Source organism: Armatimonas sp. (assembly GCF_043757465.1).
Taxonomy (GTDB): Bacteria; Armatimonadota; Armatimonadia; order Armatimonadales; family Armatimonadaceae; genus Armatimonas.
Genome location: NZ_JAYVPL010000014.1, coordinates 17,007 through 34,015, shown reverse-complemented (window position 1 = coordinate 34,015; position 17,009 = coordinate 17,007). Strand labels below are relative to the sequence as shown.

At 55.9% G+C, this 17,009-nt stretch carries 15 protein-coding genes; 11 read left to right on the top strand and 4 right to left on the bottom strand.

Annotation, left to right across the window (positions count from 1 at the left end):
• A partial coding sequence (locus tag ACH2ED_RS02055; RefSeq protein WP_395088525.1) for a hypothetical protein occupies nucleotides 1-326 on the top strand: 326 nt, incomplete at its 5' end.
• Nucleotides 327-696: 370 nt separating this feature from the next.
• Here the strand turns inward: ACH2ED_RS02055 and ACH2ED_RS02050 are convergent.
• Nucleotides 697-1,212, bottom strand: a complete 516-nt coding sequence (locus ACH2ED_RS02050; protein WP_395088524.1) for a hypothetical protein — start codon at nucleotides 1,210-1,212, stop codon at nucleotides 697-699.
• A 106-nt stretch (nucleotides 1,213-1,318) separates the two neighbouring features.
• Here ACH2ED_RS02050 and ACH2ED_RS02045 point away from each other — a divergent pair, with 106 nt between their 5' ends.
• The 3 genes from ACH2ED_RS02045 (at nucleotide 1,319) to ACH2ED_RS02035 (ending at nucleotide 4,717) form a co-directional block, all read left to right on the top strand.
• Nucleotides 1,319-3,565 (top strand): DUF1549 domain-containing protein, encoded by a 2,247-nt coding sequence (locus tag ACH2ED_RS02045; protein WP_395088523.1) that lies wholly within the window; start codon nucleotides 1,319-1,321, stop codon nucleotides 3,563-3,565.
• Between the two features lie 139 nt (nucleotides 3,566-3,704).
• Nucleotides 3,705-4,256 (top strand): hypothetical protein, encoded by a 552-nt coding sequence (locus ACH2ED_RS02040; protein ID WP_395088527.1) that lies wholly within the window; start codon nucleotides 3,705-3,707, stop codon nucleotides 4,254-4,256.
• The gene (locus tag ACH2ED_RS02035) at nucleotides 4,253-4,717 is read left to right on the top strand and encodes a macro domain-containing protein (protein ID WP_395088522.1); all 465 of its coding nucleotides are present in this window, start codon (nucleotides 4,253-4,255) and stop codon (nucleotides 4,715-4,717) included. Before ACH2ED_RS02040 ends, ACH2ED_RS02035 begins: the two co-directional genes overlap by 4 nt.
• A gap of 84 nt (nucleotides 4,718-4,801) precedes the next feature.
• Here ACH2ED_RS02035 and ACH2ED_RS02030 read toward each other — a convergent pair whose 3' ends face one another.
• Entirely contained in the window at nucleotides 4,802-5,215 is a 414-nt protein-coding gene (locus ACH2ED_RS02030) for a hypothetical protein (RefSeq protein WP_395088521.1), read from the bottom strand.
• Between the two features lie 234 nt (nucleotides 5,216-5,449).
• Entirely contained in the window at nucleotides 5,450-6,517 is a 1,068-nt protein-coding gene (locus ACH2ED_RS02025; RefSeq protein ID WP_395088520.1) for an exo-alpha-sialidase, read from the bottom strand.
• Nucleotides 6,518-6,536: 19 nt separating this feature from the next.
• Between ACH2ED_RS02025 and ACH2ED_RS02020 the strand changes: the two genes are divergently transcribed.
• The 3 genes from ACH2ED_RS02020 to ACH2ED_RS02010 all read left to right on the top strand — a co-directional run bounded on the left by ACH2ED_RS02020 (nucleotide 6,537) and on the right by ACH2ED_RS02010 (nucleotide 9,771).
• Nucleotides 6,537-7,514 (top strand): hypothetical protein, encoded by a 978-nt coding sequence (locus tag ACH2ED_RS02020; RefSeq protein WP_395088519.1) that lies wholly within the window; start codon nucleotides 6,537-6,539, stop codon nucleotides 7,512-7,514.
• Nucleotides 7,515-7,683: 169 nt separating this feature from the next.
• Entirely contained in the window at nucleotides 7,684-8,136 is a 453-nt protein-coding gene (locus tag ACH2ED_RS02015; protein ID WP_395088518.1) for a hypothetical protein, read from the top strand.
• Nucleotides 8,137-8,289: 153 nt separating this feature from the next.
• Nucleotides 8,290-9,771 (top strand): hypothetical protein, encoded by a 1,482-nt coding sequence (locus ACH2ED_RS02010; protein ID WP_395088517.1) that lies wholly within the window; start codon nucleotides 8,290-8,292, stop codon nucleotides 9,769-9,771.
• On the opposite strand, the gene dacB is transcribed toward ACH2ED_RS02010, so the two are convergent.
• A complete protein-coding gene (gene dacB, locus ACH2ED_RS02005; RefSeq protein WP_395088516.1) occupies nucleotides 9,768-11,138 on the bottom strand; it encodes a D-alanyl-D-alanine carboxypeptidase/D-alanyl-D-alanine-endopeptidase in 1,371 nt (456 codons plus the stop codon). The genes ACH2ED_RS02010 and dacB overlap by 4 nt on opposite strands.
• A gap of 147 nt (nucleotides 11,139-11,285) precedes the next feature.
• On the opposite strand from dacB, the gene ACH2ED_RS02000 reads away from it, so the two are divergent.
• From ACH2ED_RS02000 to ACH2ED_RS01985, 4 genes are read left to right on the top strand one after another with little or no spacing between them, the layout of a single operon-like run.
• On the top strand, nucleotides 11,286-13,181 hold the full coding sequence (locus tag ACH2ED_RS02000; protein ID WP_395088515.1) for an FAD-dependent oxidoreductase: 1,896 nt from the start codon (nucleotides 11,286-11,288) through the stop codon (nucleotides 13,179-13,181).
• Nucleotides 13,182-13,189: 8 nt separating this feature from the next.
• Nucleotides 13,190-14,806: a DUF885 family protein gene (locus ACH2ED_RS01995; protein WP_395088514.1), complete on the top strand. Its 1,617-nt coding sequence runs from the start codon at nucleotides 13,190-13,192 to the stop codon at nucleotides 14,804-14,806.
• A complete protein-coding gene (locus ACH2ED_RS01990) occupies nucleotides 14,807-16,030 on the top strand; it encodes an MFS transporter (RefSeq protein ID WP_395088513.1) in 1,224 nt (407 codons plus the stop codon). It abuts the gene before it with no gap.
• Complete coding sequence (locus ACH2ED_RS01985; RefSeq protein WP_395088512.1) at nucleotides 16,005-17,006, top strand: zinc-binding dehydrogenase; 1,002 nt, start codon at nucleotides 16,005-16,007, stop codon at nucleotides 17,004-17,006. Before ACH2ED_RS01990 ends, ACH2ED_RS01985 begins: the two co-directional genes overlap by 26 nt.
• Nucleotides 17,007-17,009 lie beyond the last annotated feature (3 nt).

The window sequence follows — 17,009 nt, the reverse complement described above, 5'->3', positions numbered from 1 at the left end:
GAGTGACCCGTTCCTCAGTATATTATGTGGAGAATTTTTATGGCGCTGGTGGAGAGCCGTCGAGACTAACAATCAATGCTTTTGCCGAAGACTATAGAGATTTTGATGTTCTGGATCAAGATATAATTTATTGTCAATATTTATCCATAATTAGCACTATATCAAAATATTCAGGATATGGAATCCCTCCTTATATCCGAGATTTTGATAATACTTATTTTAAAATCAAGCATAAGGATAAAGACCCTATGTATTCAGTGGAATTTAGAGGAAGAGACCCTCAAGGAAATCTCCAACTAATTTCAGGGCTTACTGCTATACTCTAAATCGCGATTTAAGCCCTGCTTGCTACAAGTCTGAAGGTAACTACGGATACACAAAAGCGAGTCGCACCCTCAAGACGACCTCAAGACGACGAAAACAACCCGAAATTTTACTCTTCATTTTTAGCATATGAACCGCCAATCGTCGCGATAATTATGCAAGCGCTTTAACAAAGCACGAGCAACGCTCTCGCGGGCGAGACGAGCCGCATGGCAAGCTGCGTTGCAATGCTCAACTGGCCATGCCGAAGTTACATTTTCCAGGGAGAGAGTTTTTGGTTTTCATAACTCCCTCCTTAGCAATTTTGGTTCCATTGGCAAAAAAAGTTACGGGACAAGATTAGCCATGAACGGGGGCGATTCTGAGGCGAGCTTACTTTCCGCCGAGCAGACCCTTGGCGGCATCACCCGCGCCTTTTAGAGCGTCGCCCGCTCCTTTGGCGGCATCTCCAGCGGCTTTAGCAGCCCCCTCAGCCTTCTCCACGCCTCCTTTTACAGCCTCAGCCCCCGCTTTCACCTTGACGGCACCGGCTTTTGCGGTGGCGGCGGCGGCCTTGGCGGTCTCACCGAGGCCACCGGGGAGATTTGCCGCTGCTGCCCCCGCCTTGTCGGCAAGCGCCCCCGCCTGATCCGCCCCCGCCTTCGTCTTGTCAGCGCCTGCCTTGACCGTTTCCGTTACCCCTTTGTCGCCTGACATCTTGGGCGTTTCAGGCTTAGCGGCAGGTTTCACCAGGGGATTGGGAGTCTCTTTGGCCACTGGGACTATCTCGGCAGGCTTGGCCACCGCGCTCGGCGCAGCCCCCGAATCCGTTGCGGGCTGACTGTTACAGCCAACACTAAACACGCCTAGTGTCACAAAGCCCACCAGGGGCAACCCTAAATTTCTCAATTTTTCACAATCTCCTCGTAAAGTTACGCCTATTCTACCGATTCACGTTGACGTCCGTCTGGGAATAGGGGATAATTTTCTAGGTATTTTCAAGGGAGACCATTCCGTGACCAAAACTCAGATTCGAACGAGCACACTGCTGGCACTCACAGCCCTGGCAAGCGGCATCGCGGCCGTCGGGCCACGGGCGCAGGCGAACACAAAAGCTGCTGCCCCCCAGTTCCTCCGCGACGTTGCGCCGATTCTCGATAAGAAAGGCTGCTCCGTCGCTGCCTGTCATGGGAAATTTGGAGGGCGTGGCGGCTTGCAACTCTCCCTGCTTACCCTGACTCCTGCCGATGACTTCGATCCCTTGGTTCGTGGGGGGCGTGGGCGGCGTGTCAATCTCATGGAACCCGAGAAGAGTCTGCTGCTCATGAAGGCGACCAACAAGAGCGCCCATGCTGGAGGAGAGCGTTTTTCCCCAAGCTCGCCTGAATACAAAACGATCCGCGACTGGATCGCGGCAGGTGCTCCGTTCGATGAAGCCATTGACGCGACTCTGAGTAAGCTGGCCGTCACCCCCGCGCAGGTGACTCTGAGCAAAGTCGGGCAGAAAGTCCCGCTTAAAGTGGTGGCGAGCTTCTCGGATGGCACGAGCCGCGATGTCACGGCGCAGGCCAACTACGAGACAAGCGATCCCGCCGTGGTAACCGTAGACGAAAAGGGCACCATGACCGGCAAGCGCTGGGGTGGGGCCGCTGTGGTGGTGCGCTATCTGGGCACGGTCCACGCGGCGTCGCTGACCCTGCCGCGCGAAGACAAAGCGCCCTACCCGAAGCTGGCTCCGGGCAATCTCATTGATGACTTTGTCTACGCTAACCTCAAGCGACTCAATGTTCAGCCGTCGCGCCCCACCAACGACTCCGAGTTCCTACGCCGCGTCTCGCTGGATCTGCGCGGGATTCTGCCGACTACCGCCGAGTTCGATATGTTTATTGCGGACAAAGCGCCCGATAAACGTGCCAAGACCATTGATGCTTTTCTCGACTCCCCGGAGTTCGTGGACATGCGGGTACTGCGCTTGGGCGACATGCTCCGCGTGCACCCGCGCAACCTAGGCAACAATATCAGCGGCGAGCGCAGTGCCGCACTCTTCACCGAGTGGCTCAAGGACTCCGTCGCCCAAAATGTCCCCTACGACCAGTTTGTGAAGCAGCTCCTCATGGCGCGCGGCTCGTCGTACACCAACGGCCCGACCAACTTCTACAAAATTGACCGCAACCCCGACGAGCGTATGGAGACGACCGCGCAGGCGTTTCTGGGCCAGCGCATGGCCTGCGCCCGCTGCCACAAGCACCCGTTTGACCGCTGGACCACCGATGATTACTGGAATTTTGCCGCGTTCATGGGCCGCGTGGGCACCCGCAACGGCAACCTGGATGGTGAGTCGGAGATCTACTACAACCCCAATGGCCGTGTCAATAACCAGAGCGTCACCGGCAAGAACCGGGGCAAAGACGCGCCCCCGACCCTTCTGGGAGCCGGTGCTCCGATGGATCCCGCGAGTTTACGCCCAGGCAGAAATGGCACTGGCCCCGATGTGGTCGCCCTGCTCGCCGACTGGGTCACGAACCAGGACAATCCGTACTTTGCCAAAGCCACGGTCAATCGTGTCTGGAGCCACTATCTAGGTCGTGGCGTCGTGCATCCCGTGGACGACATGCGCGCCACGACTCCCACCTCCGTGCCAGGGCTTCTGGAGGCGCTCGCGAAGGACTTCACCGATCACAAGTACGACCTCAAGCACACAATTCGTACGATCTTCAACGCCAAAACCTACCAGGCATCCAGCGAGGTGAACGCCACCAACGCACTCGACAATCAGTTTTTCAGTCACTTCTATCCCCGTCCCATGCTCGGCCAGATACTGCTTGACAACCTCAATCTCGCCACTGGTAGCACCGAGCGCTTCGGCGACTTCCCCACTGAGATGCGCGCCGCGCAAGTCTCGCTACCCGTTGGTTCGTTCTTCATGGACTGCTTTGGTCGCTCCCAGCGCGAGTTTCTTGCGGAGCTAGAGCCCAAGAACGAGCCCACGCTCGTGCAAGTGCTCCATGTGCTGAACTCCCCGTACGTGGATCAAAAAGTCCGAGCACGCGCCGGAACGGTCGCCACGCTGCTTGCGGACAAAACGCTCGCCAACGACGTGCTGATCAAGAAGCTCTATCTGCGAACCCTCAGCCGCCTCCCCGACACCAAAGAGCTTGCCGCCGCCTTGCAGCACCTCACCACCAGCCCCAAGCGAGACGAGGCCGCGCAGGACTTGATGTGGGCCTTAATCTCATCGCGTGAGTTCTACTTCGTGAGTTAGTTTATGCACTTGATGAAAGAGGTTCTCAGATGGTTACTTTTTATCCTTTTGATCGCTTACTTCAGCTTTTGGGCTTGGATGAATTTTCATGGCTACGACCATCGACAATAGTGTTTTTACTTCTTTTTCATTGGAACGAATGGTTAGCGCCGTGGAAAAAGTAAAGGCACGTCTTCTTCGTGCTGCAAACGCTTTGGATTTGGCAGGGGTCGCTTACGCTGTTATCGGAGGCAATGCGATCGCGGCGTGGGTCACTCAAGTTGATGAGTCTGCCGTTCGCAATACGCAAGATGTGGATGTCTTGCTACGGCGAGGCGATCTGGAGAAGGCGAGAGCGGCGCTGGAGCCAATCGGGTTTATCTTTCGGCACGTGCGCGGCATTGATATGTTCCTCGATGGTCCCGATGCCAAGGCCCGCGACGCTGTGCATATTGTCTTTGCCAACGAGCGTGTTTTTGAGCAAGACATTCTTCCCCACCCCGATGTCACCGACTCTGTCCGAGCCGATCGGTTTCAGGTGCTCACGCTCGAAGCCCTCGTCCAGATAAAGCTCACCGCATACCGCCGAAAAGACCAGGTGCATCTACTTGACTTAATCGAAGTTGGACTGATTGATGAAAGCTGGACGGCAAAGTACCCAGCAGAGCTCGCAGCGCGTCTCCAGATGCTTTTGGACGATCCCAACGGATGAAGCCAGAGCTTGTTTGGGGAGACATTTGCGATCAGCCCGTAGAAGTCATTGTCAATGCCTGGAACCGAAATATCATCCCGTGGTGGCTGCTCTTGCCGCAAGGCGTCTCTGGGGCGATCAAGAAGCAAGCAGGCTATGAGCCGTTTCATGAGCTGGCAAGCTTTGGGCCGATGCCACTGGGGAGTGCCGTGCTGACAACGGCGGGGCAGCTTCCCTACAAGGCCATCATCCATGTCGTGGGCATTAACCTTCTCTGGCGGGCATCGGAGTTCTCTATCCGAGAGTCGGTACGAAGTGCAATGGTGCTCGTCCATGAGAAAGGCTTCGCTTCGGTGGCGTTTCCGGTGATTGGCGCAGGCTCGGGGAGCTTTCCTACGGAGAGGGCGCTGGAGATCATGCTCACCACACTCGCGGAGCTTGAGACAAGTGCCCAGGTTCGGATCGTCCGCTACAAAAAATAAAATGACGAAGGCCGCATTTTACACGACATTTTGGCATAAAAAAATCCGGGGCACTTTTCGGGCACCCCGGATTTTCACAACGGCTTAGTTGCCGCCGTCTTTCTTCTTGCCCTTCTTAGCGGCTTCTTCCATCTTCTTCTTCATTTCGTCGAACTTCTTCTTCTGCTCCGGAGTTAGCACTTCCTCAACGGACTTCATCAGTTCTTTGGTCGTTGCCGCCATCTTCTCGCGCTTCTCCTTCACGTCCGTGACATCTTTGAGGGCTTTACGGGCATCAGCAAGCTTCTTGAAAGCGGGTTCGAGCTTCTTTTCCTGCTCTGGCGTGAGCTCCAATGCTTTGGCCAGAGCCTTCGGGTTCATTGCTCCCCCACGGCGCTGTCCGGCTTGTCCGGGCTTGCCATCTTGTCCCGGCTTGCCGGGCTTGTCTTGAGCCAGTGCAGATGTCGCCGTCAGTGTGAACGCAGCGGCGCAGAGCAGTGAAAATCGGTTTAGGTTCATTGTTTTTTATTCCTCTCGAAGCACCTCAGTGCATTCTGGCCTCAAAGACGCTATTTCATTTATCATGGTTCAAAATGACGTACTGGGAAAAATTTGGTACAATGCCGCCTATGGCCACGCGGCAACAACATTTCCTAAAATCTAAAGCGAAGACCAACAATGGCCCAACAATTTTTTGGCTGATTGTCGTGCTTGGACTGATTGGGTTGGTGTTCTACTTCGGATTTATCAAGGTTAGCTGAGTCGGGCGTGCCGAATCGCCTCACCACCTGTCGCACTAAAGCTATAGGTGATGTGTAGAGAGCCATCGGACGCCTGTAGAAGCGAGGGGTATGACTTACTCGCCTTCTCGCTGTCATCCAGGTGAATCGTGCCCGTCCATGTCTGGCCTTCGTCTTCGGAATACGAAAGTGCAAGCTGGTGCCGTCCGTTCTCCGTGTCGTTGTAGCACAGAAGCCAGCGGCTGTCTTTGAGCTTGAGTAGATCCACGCTAGAGCCGGGATTAAGGAGCGCATTGTGGGTCGCCACACTCCACGTCATCCCATTGTCTTTGGACTCACTCACCAGCATTCGGTGCGGTGCAGGGCCGTTGTTGCGGCAAAACGCCATCAAGGTGCCGTCCTTGCGCCGAATGAGTGCAGGCTGCACCGCCCCCAGACCGATCATCGGTTTGGAGCACGTCCATGTCGCGCCACTATCATCCGTGATAGCGACGAGCGAGAAGTTATAGCCGTCGGAGTAGAGCGGCAGGAGCATTCGCTTGCCCTCGACCAGCGGCTTGCAGCGCCCCATCCAGCCCATGCGCCGCTTGAGCTTATCATCAGCCATTTTGAGTATAGCCTCCCGAAACACGGCAAGCTCCGGATAGGCTACCAGCACTTGAGGCAATTTCGCCCGCACCTCGGCGGGGAACTCCGCATCATCGGGCTTGAGCGGCACCACCCCAGAGTCGTCCCACTTGCCGATCTTTCGCCCCACTTTGTATTTCAGAAGCGTGTTCTCCCAGTTATTATCGAGCTGCATCCCATAAAACAGCCAGAGCCGACCGTCTCCGTTGACAGCAAGCACGCAGTTGGTATCGGGGAAACCCGGCGTGTCGGCGAGCACAAAGGGCTTTGACCACGCGCCACCTTTGAGTGGTTTTGTCGCGCCCATGATCCGCACATCGTCGGCCTTGCGCTCGCCAGAGCCCATGTACCAGCAGACCAATAGTTGCCCGCGTGGAAACTCCACGATACTGCTGCTATGGCTGTGGAGCTTGCCTAGGGGAAAAATCAACTCAGAGGAATACATCGTTGTCATGCGGAAATTGTAGCGTATTATGGACGATTTAAAAGGCATCGCGGGGCCGTTGCCCGAGATTTTTGCAAAAGGCACGACGGCGGAGCAGTGGCGCATGAAACGCCGCCCGGAGCTGCTGAAGCAGTTTACGGATTTGATGTACGGAGAAGCGCCGCCTGCCGAAGCCCCCAAAGCGACGGTGGTAAGTGAGCGGCCCATGGACGGGTTCCTCTTGCGCAATATTCGTCTGCACACGGGGATTTTAGGGCCGGTTTCGCTCCAGCTCACCCTGCCCCTCAAGCAGACAAAGCCAGTATCAGCCTTTCTGGCACTGAACTTCACCGGCAACGAGTCGCTGCATAGCGGCCCGACGGCGTGGAGTTTTGCCGAAGCGGCGCGGCGCGGGTTTGCCATTGCGACAGTCTGCTACGAGGAGTTTGCGGCGGACCGAAAAGAGTGCCCACTCTACGAATCCAAGTACCGCGCCGTCTCGCTCTGGGCGTGGGGGTTCTCCCGGATGGTGGACTGGGCACTGACGGTTCCTGAGCTCGATGGCAAGAAGCTTATCGCCCTAGGGCACTCGCGCCTCGGGAAGGCAACACTGCTTGCGGGAGCACGCGACGAGCGCTTCGCCGCCGTGATCCCTCATCAGTCTGGAACCGGCGGCGCGGCCCCGAGCCGTGGCACTGTCGGCGAGTCGGTTCAGCGCATCAACACGGTCTTCCCGCACTGGTTCAACGACGCCTACAAGAAATACAACGAACGTACCGCCGACTTGCCCTTCGATCAGCACTGCCTCCTCGCCTGCGTCGCGCCCCGCCCGATTCTGCTCTCCAACGCCCAAGAGGACACCTGGGCGAACTACGACGGTCAGTTCTCGCTTTTAGACACCGCACTCCCCGCTTGGAAGCTTCTCGGCGGCGATGAAAGGCTCGTCCAAAAGTTCATGCGCCCCGGCAAGCACGCCCTCACCCCCGAAGACTGGACCGCATTTCTAGCGTTTGCTGGTCAAGTCTAAATGTTACTGCGTTTTAACTCTATAAACTATTGACAAAAATTTCAAATGAGGTATTATGCAGATTATTACAGTTGAAATATATTGTAGTAATCGAGGCTCGACTGTAGTAATCGAGGCTCGACTGTAGTAATCGAGGCTCGATCTCACTTTTTCGTTGAGGAGAAATTTGATGATCGTTTCAACTATCGTTGCATTGGCAACTTTTGTCTCTGTTCCACTAAACACTAATTCATCGGCAAGACGTTTTTGGGGAAGTCCTTCCTTCACAGTTGCACACTTACCATACGTTTCCCCACACCCTGCGTCCAACAAAAACAAAGACGAAATGGCCGTTTCAGGATGTTCAGGCGCCAATCCAGCAGCATGGACAGTTAATCTGGATGCTCAAACGACTGTTGCTCTATTAAATGATGACCCTATTAGTAAACAGGTTTGGGCAGAAACGGGTAATCCATCAGGACCAAAAATCATCCATCTCCCTACTGAAATGTCTGGGCTTGGTGGGAGTAATGGTTTTCATTATCGTTATATATTTCATTGGACACGGAATAACGAGGGAATGCAAGAAGAAGGAACTACTTACAGTCCTAGTGCAACTAGTCACTACACCACAGCACCTTAATCTTTAAGTCCAATACTGGGAATCATTCATCACACAGGTAATAATATTCTCTGTGTGATTATCCATATTAAAATAACGATCACATGAGTAAATTCCTGGGCATACACCCGTAATCTGATCAATATTATGCAATCTGACTTATATTCGAGATATTTGAATCAACCAAAATCATTGAGGGAATATCTAGCCAATTCAAATCAATATATCTATAATTTAGACAGGAAAACAGGAAATATTAGAATTCAAACAAATGTTATTGACAAATCAAATTTGGAAAAAGTAATAACCAATCTCCTGAACAAACTAAAAGAAGTTGATGAGTATGTTTGGACTAATGAATCCATATTAGAAAATCAGAAAATCTCGAGACTAATCAAAACTAAAAATGCAATAGTAACAGAAGCCAATGAACTAGAAAAAACGAAGTTTATTGCATTGAAAATGCTTAAAGATTGGAAAAACCTTCTAATTGCAAGCCCTGAAACAAAACGTAAGTATAGAGGAGAGTTGGCTCCTGGATACTTCATGAATGAATCAAAATATTCAAAGATACTCTTAGCCATGAGCGATTCTGATTTTAATAATCTCCTCACAAAAAATATAAGTCCACTGCTTTCGCATGAATTAACACTAAATATAGAAAAATATAAAAGTAAGAGGAATATTTCAAAATCTAACCCTCGTGTTTTATTTGTTATTAATGATCAAGATGGTGATCATCCTTGGAAGATTCACCAATACACGTTGCATTTTTTGGATATAGATCTAGACCCCGAATCTGATTCCATTACTAATGCCCGTCCTGTTCTAGATACTTTAGTTCGTTATGATCATTTGTATGAGGGCACTTTCACAATACCAAAAAATGATAAAATAATTTATGATATTTCACAATTTATTAAAAATTTAACAAATAATGAAAAAAACAACATGGGTTTTATACTTTCTAAATTAGCAAAAATATCAGGCATCAAATTTATCGTGGAAGTATATTATAAATATACTCAATTAGGGACACCAATAACGATTGATACTTTGACAAAAACTAAGGGAACAGTCTATGAATTACTAAATGAATTCTGTCATAACTGGCAATATGAAGGTAAGTTTCAAGATGGTGTATTCTATTTCTGGCCAAAAACATGGGCACAGGATCGGCTAGCTGATGTGTCAGATGAGGTAATAGAGAATTGGGCAAAGAAGATTCAGCGCAATAAAGGTGTTTCCATTGAAATCCATTTAGAAATGTCTCGTACTCTAACCTGGCCTCAGTATCGAACCCCAATATCCATTGCAATTCCTAACTTTCAACCATTAAGTTACAAGTCATTTCAGAGACTTAAAATCATCTCGCAAGCATCGCAGCAAGAACTACTAGCACTACTCAAAAACTCTATTCCATTTCCACGGCTTTCTCGGAATCTGCAAGATGCAATACTTTCACAAATTGAGTTTTGGCGTCCACAGTACGCAGATTTAACCATGAAAAAAATACAAGAAGGCTTAGTATACCTTTCTTCTTCCGAAGGTCAACTTGATAATGGACGTAGATACCCTTATCCGTATTTACTAACCAGTCTGCGTCTTGCTACACAAGAAGGTGAAACTCTCTGGCCTTTGTCTCTATCAACCTAGCGTTTGCGGGGCAGCTCTAGCAGGGTCAGCACGAGCGCATCCTGGAGGGCACGGGCCGTACTCGCACCGCCTTCGCGGTCGTAGTGGTTCATGAGGATCGAGAAGACGAGACGCTCGCCCGCTTTGCTGGTGACGTAGCCTGAGAGCGACGATGCCCCGGTGAGCGTGCCGGTCTTGGCGCGGACGTTGTTTTGCGCGGTGGTGTTCTTGAAGCGGTTCTTGAGTGTCCCGTCCACGCCTCCAATGGGAAGTGCTGCCCGGAAATCCGCATCGCCTGCCCGATCCCGCAAGATCCCGAGTAAGAGCTGCGCCGTCACCAGATTCATTCTGGAGAGCCCGGAGCCGTCGGCTTGGTAGAAGCCTGTGGTGGGGATAGTGCGCGACTTAAGCCACTCACGCACCACTTTCGCTCCCTCGGCAGTGGAGCCCTTCTTCCCTTTTACAGCGCCCAGCGTTTTTAGGAAGCACTCGCCAAAGAGATTATCCGAGGGCTTCATAAATTCCGCCGCGAGCTGCGAGAGCGGCTTGGAGACGGAGGTCACAAGAGGCGCGGACTGCGGCGAGGCAATATCAGGTTCGAGAGTCACGTGTTCGGGGACGCTCACTCCGGCACTGCGCAGCGCTTCTGCAAACCGAAACGCGGCAAAGCGCGCCGGGTCTTCCATCGTGATCGCGGTGCGCTTGGCATCGGCCTTGTCGCCGAGTTTACCCGTAATCAGCACGACGTTCTGGCCGCGCTTGCGGCTGATCTTCAGTGCCTGCTCTTTGCCATCTGTGGTGGTGGCTTTATTCTCAATCGTGAGATACGGGCTCGCTTCCACAAGCGGGGGCTGACCAACGGCTCCCGGCTTCACGAGTACAAGCGCGACATTTTCATCGCAGCTCAGCCCCGAGACCTGTGCGGAGTAGTAAAACTCCTCGTCGTCCCACTGCCAGCCCTCACCCAGAGCTTCCGAGTCGAACACGGAGGCATCGTAGAGTAGCTTGCCCTTGAGCTCGGTGACGCCTGCCGCTTTCACTCCCTCCGCGAGTTTTTTAAGCCGCGCAAAATCCAGCGAGGGATCTCCACTGCCTTTGATGATCAGATCGTCGCCTAGGGAATAAACGCCCGTGGTGTAGGTAAAGCTCGGTCCCAGTAGAGCAAGCGCTGCCGAACACGTCACGATCTTCATGTTTGAGGCGGGCATCAGAGACTTCTCGGGGTTACGCTCGAAGAGCAGCTTGCCCGTGTCCAAAGAGACAACGCGCATGCCAACTATCCCCGGCCTCAGCATCGGAGCCGCGAGCGTTTTCTCCAGCCGAGCGGTGAGCGAAGCCGGGGCTTGGAGCGGCATGAGAGCGACGAGACAGAGGAGCGGGGCGAACATACCGCCATTTTACCCCAGCGTCAGGAACGACGCGGGCTCGCTTCGCTTCTGGCGCAAGCGCCACAAGGGGTCTACGCTTGGGGACACACAAGGCACTCCCTCTGGGCTTCACGCCGCGTGGCTTGCCAAACAGGTAAAATGACCCCTATGAGCCAGACACTGTTTCCCCTTCTCTTCTCGCCATGGAGCGTCCGGGGCGTCACGATGAAGAACCGCGTGGTGATTAGCGGACACTTTGCGGGCTGGTGGGTGGAGGGCGGGCTACCGTCGGCGGCGTTTGAGAGCTACATCGAGGAGCGAGCCAAGGGTGGCGTGGGATTATTCGTGATCGGGGCGACCTCGCCGATGCCCGGCTCTGGCTGGATGCAGAATATCTCCGATGAGATCATTCCCCGCTACGCCGCGCTGACTGCGGCAGGACACCGGCACGGAATGAAAGTCTTTGCCCAGCTCTGCCATCCGGGGTTTGGGCCACTGCCAGGCGTTTCTATCTTCGGCCCCATTCCGAGCACGCCCGCGACCGGGCCACGGGGCAATAGTGCACCCCGAAAAGTGCCAACTCTCGCCGAGCTTCAGGAGCTGATTGCAGCCCACAGTGCGGCAGCGCGGCGCGCGGCAGAGGGCGGTGTAGATGGCCTTGAGCTGCACGCCCATGAGTCGTTTCTCCACTCGCAGATGCTCAACCCGATGTGGAACACGCGCGCGGACGAGTACGGCGGCTTTGCAGGCGGTGAGCGCTTCCTGCGCGAGACACTGATTGCCATGCGGCAGAGTATTGGGGAGAGCCTGCCGCTTGGCGTTCGAGTCAAGCTCGACGATATGGAGCAACGGGGAAATACGCCTGAGACCTATCGAGGGCTAGTGCAACGCTTAGAGGCCGACGGGCTCGTGGACTATGTGATTACCACCGGCGGCGACGGGCGTCTCCACCACGGCCCCACCCCGCGCCCCGAGGGCGAGTGGCTTCCCTTGGCGGCGGAGCTGCGCAAAGTGACCACGCTGCCGCTACTCCATGCCGGGCGCATTGTGACCGCGCAGCAGGCCGAGGATGCGCTGGCGGCAGGCTGGCTGGATGCAGTCTGTATGACAAAGGCCCATATCTGCGACCCACACCATGCCAAAAAAGCGTTTGAGGGCAGGCTCGACGATATTCGTTACTGCACGCGCTGCTTACAGTCTTGTCATGGCGCCATGGATCGCATGACATGTGTTTATAACCCCTTAACGAGCCGAGAATCAATGCCGGGCTGGTCGGAGCTGATCCCGGCGGCGGAGAAAAAGCGCGTGGTGATCGTCGGCGCGGGCCCGGCGGGTATGGAAGCCGCGCTTACCGCACACGCGCGCGGCCATGAGGTAATCGTGCTGGAGCGTAGCGGGCAGATTGGCGGCCAAGTGCTCCTCGCCGCCGCCTCGCCACTCAGAAAACCCTGGGGCCGCATCGCCGAGTTCTACCAGCGACAGGCCAGCAAGCTCGACGTCCGGCTCAACACCAGTGCCTCGTCCGAGAGCATTCTCGCGCTCCAGCCCGACTGTGTGATTGTTGCCACGGGCTCACGCCCCGTGCGCTTCCCAGAGACTCTCACGGTAACGGAGGCGCTCACCGGGGCAGTGGGCAGCGCCAAGCGCGTTCTTATCTTCGACCGTGAGGGCTCCAACCGCGCCATCACGGCCTGTGACTTCCTCTCCGCACAGGGAAAAGACGTGGTTTTTGTCACGGCACTTCCCGCCCTTCGCGGCACGGGCGACATGATGCTCCTCGATGAGTTTCTCCAGCACTTCCGCCGACGTGGTGTCACGTTTCACCCCGGCTACGAGCTGGTGGAGCAGTGCCCTATCACCCTCCGCCACACCGACACTGCGGAGGAGCTGGAGTTGGAAGGGATCGAGGTCATTGTCGCCACCATCGGCTCCACGCCCGAGAATGCCCTCACCCACTCGCTCCGAGGGAAAGTTGCGGAACTCTACACCATCGGGGATGCAAATATTGCTCAGACGGTCGAAGCCGCGACCTACCAGGGAGCACGCATTGGGCGGCGGGTATAATCCCTCCAATGATCCCTCTCGACGAACTCCTCGCCTCCTCCGCCGACCGCATGCCCACAATCCTGGCGCGCTTTGCCTCGGACCGGGCCGCCATTGAGCGACGCTACCCAAACGCCCACTCGCCCCTGCGACGTGAAAGACTCATTACCTACTTAGCGACTTGGCAAGCCGCGCTAGAGCAGCTTCCTTTCGATGCGTTTACGCGCCCGGATCGCCTCGACTGGCTCCTCTTTCGTAACCTCCTCACCCGCGAGACGCAGCGGCTAGATCGCAGCAAGGCGGAGTTCGAGGAGATCAAAGACCTCGTGCCTTTTGTCTTGCCTCTCACTCAGCTCGACGACGCCCGCCGCAATCATGAAACCATAGACGCCGAAGCTGCCGCAGTCGTGCTGGATGCAGCCCTCAAGGCTATTTCCCCTCTTCGCGAAGCCGGAGAGGGGGCAGGGGGAGAGGCGAAAATGCGCGCTGCCAAAGCGACGGAGACCGTCAAAGAGACCCTGGCACAGTGGTGGACGTTTTATGGCGGCTACGACCCGTTGGTCGCCTGGTGGTGCCGCGTGCCGTATGAAAAACTCGAAAAGGCGCTCGGGGAGTACGCCGCCACGCTCAAGCCGTCGGATAGCGACGCGATTGTGGGCGACCCGGTGGGGCGCGATGCGCTGATCGCGGAGCTTCGGGCGAGCTTTATTCCTTACACGCCGGAGGAGCTGATCGCCAAAGCCGACACGGACCGTCAGTGGTGCCTCGCCGAGCTGGAGATAGCGGCGAAAGAGCTTGGACTTCCCAATGGTCGCGCCGCGATTGAGGCGGCCAAACAAGACCACTGTAAGCCCGGCGAGCAAGTCGCGCTCATTACCGAGCTGACTCGTGAGGCAATTGCATTTGTGGAAGACAACGCACTTCTCACCGTGCCCGAGATCGCCCGGGAGGGCTGGCGGATGATCATGATGTCGCCGGAGATGCAGCGCGTGAACCCGTTCTTTCTGGGCGGCGAGACGATCTGGGTCTCGTACCCGACGGACTCGATGGAGCATGACTTCAAGCAGATGAGCCAGCGCGGCAATAATAAACACTTCGCCCGCGCCACGGTGCACCACGAGCTAATCCCCGGCCACTACATGCAGTCGTTCTTCCAGGAGCGCTACCGTCCCTACCGGCGGCAGTTCTGGACGGCGTTCTGGGTAGAGGGCTGGACGCTGCACTGGGAATTTTTGCTCTGGGAGCGCGGCTTTCCGACCACGCCCCTCCAGCGCGTCGGGATGCTCTTCTGGCGCTTGCATAGATGTGCCCGCGTGCTGTTCTCTCTGAAATTCCATCTCGGCGAGTGGACACCGCAGCAGTGCATTGATTTGCTCGTCGAAGAAGTCGGGCATGAGCCAAAGAACGCCGAGGCGGAAGTGCGGCGCAGCTTTGGGGGCAGCTACGACCCTCTCTACCAGCTTGCCTATTTAATTGGCGGTATGCAAGTCCATGCGCTACACACCGAGTGGCTGGAGTCTGGCAAGACGGATAGAGCGTTTCACGATGCGTTTTTGCGCGAGAACCTCATGCCCATCCCCACACTCCGGGCATTTTTGATGGGCCACCCGCTCGAAAAAGACACCGACCTGCTCTGGCGATTTTAAATGGCAAACGAGCCCCCCCTGCCCGCTACCGTTAAGGCACTAGGTTTCGTCAGCCTACTCACCGACCTTTCCAGCGAGATGGTCTACCCAATCAATGGGCGACTGCTCCGTATGCTGGGGGCACCCGCCTGGGTGCTGGGGCTGATTGAAGGTCTGGCGGAGTCTACCGCAAGCGTGCTGAAGCTCTATTCAGGGACACTCTCCGATAAGATGGGGCAGCGCAAGCCGCTTGCTTTGCTGGGCTACGGACTCGCCGCGCTCTCTAAACCCCTGATCGGCGCGGCGGGAGTGTGGCCGCAGGTGCTGGCGGCACGGCTCCTGGATCGTACCGGCAAAGGCCTGCGGGGTGCTCCCCGCGATGCCCTGATCGCCGATGTCTGCCCCAAAGAGCAGCGCGGGCGGGCGTTTGGCCTTCACCGGAGCCTGGACACAACGGGCGCCGTGCTTGGGCCGCTGATCGGCTACTTCTTCCTGCGTGCCAACCCGAGCGGCCTGCGCTCGCTCTACTGGATCGCCTTTCTTCCTGCCGTTCTAGGCGTGCTCCTGCTCTGGCTGGTAGTTAAAGAAAAGCCTGATGAAAAACGGGGCCGCCGTCTCAGCGGATCGGAGACGCAAGGCAAGGAGAGGTTCTTTAGTCTCACGGGACTGTCCCCAACCTACAAGCGGTTCCTACTTTCCGTGGGAGTCTTTAGCCTTGTGAACTCCTCAGATCAGTTTTTGCTCCTCCGGGCTCAAGAGGGTGCCAAGCTCACGCCGGAGAGCATCTTGCTGCTCTATGCCCTCTTTAATATGGTGGAGGCGAGCCTTGGCTATCTTGTGGGGAAGCTCTCTGACACCGTAGGGCGCTGGCCGCTCATCGTGGCGGGCTGGGGAGTCTTTGCGCTGGTCTATGCAGGCTTCGCACTACTGCCCGGCGGCGTGGGATTCGGGGGAGTACTGGGGCTATTTCTGCTCTATGGGCTCTATTCCACCCTGACCCAGGGAGCGCAAAAGGCGCTTGCAGCAGATATGACCGATCCCACCCAGCGTGGACGACAGCTCGGAGTTTTCCACCTGGTCGTCGGAATCGGAGCGCTCCCCGCCAGCCTGATCGCGGGCGTACTCTACGACAGAGTGTCTCCCGCCGCGCCCTTTTGGCTAGGAGCGGGTGGCGCAGTTATTGCAGTGCTTCTACTTCCCAAGGAGAAACACAAACGAGATGAAAACAAAGGCAATCCTCTTTAGTGCCCCCGGGCAGGTTGAGCTGCGTGAAGTAACCATTCCAGACCCCGAGCCCGACGAGGTTCTGATCAAGACCGCGTTCACCTGCATCAACCCGGCTACGGAGCTACGGGTACTCGCGGGCCAGCAGCTAGGGATGCCTGAGTTTCCTTTGATTCCGGGCGGTGCGCTCGCCGGAATCGTGATTGCAAGCGGCGGCGATGCGGGAATCTTGCCAGGGACGCGCGTTCTTTGTAACGGCACTAGCCGGATTGAGGAAGACAAAGTCGCGCGGTGCGGGGGCGGGCACTGTGGACACGCCGTGTGCCGTGCCTCGGATATCTACCTCCTGCCTGCCACGCTCTCCCTGCGCGATGCCCCGCTTACCGCACTTGCGGCAATAGCCCACCGAGGCATCCAGCACTCCCGCCCCCAAAAGAGCGAGACCGTAATCGTCATTGGGCTTGATCCCATAGGGGTGCTGTCGGCGCGACTCCACGCACTCTCGGGTGCCCGGGTCATCGGAGCCGACCTGCGGCCCGAGCGCGCGGAGCTGGTGCGAAGAAGTGGGCTGGAGGCGGTCTCGGGCGATACACTCTTTGAAGAGCTCCATGCACTGGTCCCCGAAGGAGCGAGTGTAATTGTGGACACAACCTGTGCTCCGGAGATCGTCGAGAAAGCGATTCGTCTCGCTCACGATGTGCCATTCGGGGAGAGCGAGCAGCTTGGCGCACGCTATATCCTTCAGGGAAGCTACTCCGAAACGCTGCCTCTGCCCTACCAGGCTGCGTTTATGAAGGAGCTGACATTCGTGCTACCGCGCAACACCCGCCCTCAGGATATACGACAAACCCTGGAGTTAATTGCCCAGAGAAAGCTGGTCGTCCACGACCTGGCAAGCATGACGCTCCCTGCCGAGGAGGCCCTCCCTGCCTACGAGCTCCTCCGGCAGCGCACTCCCGAGATCCAGTCCATACTCTTCGAGTGGTCACGGTTTTGAGAT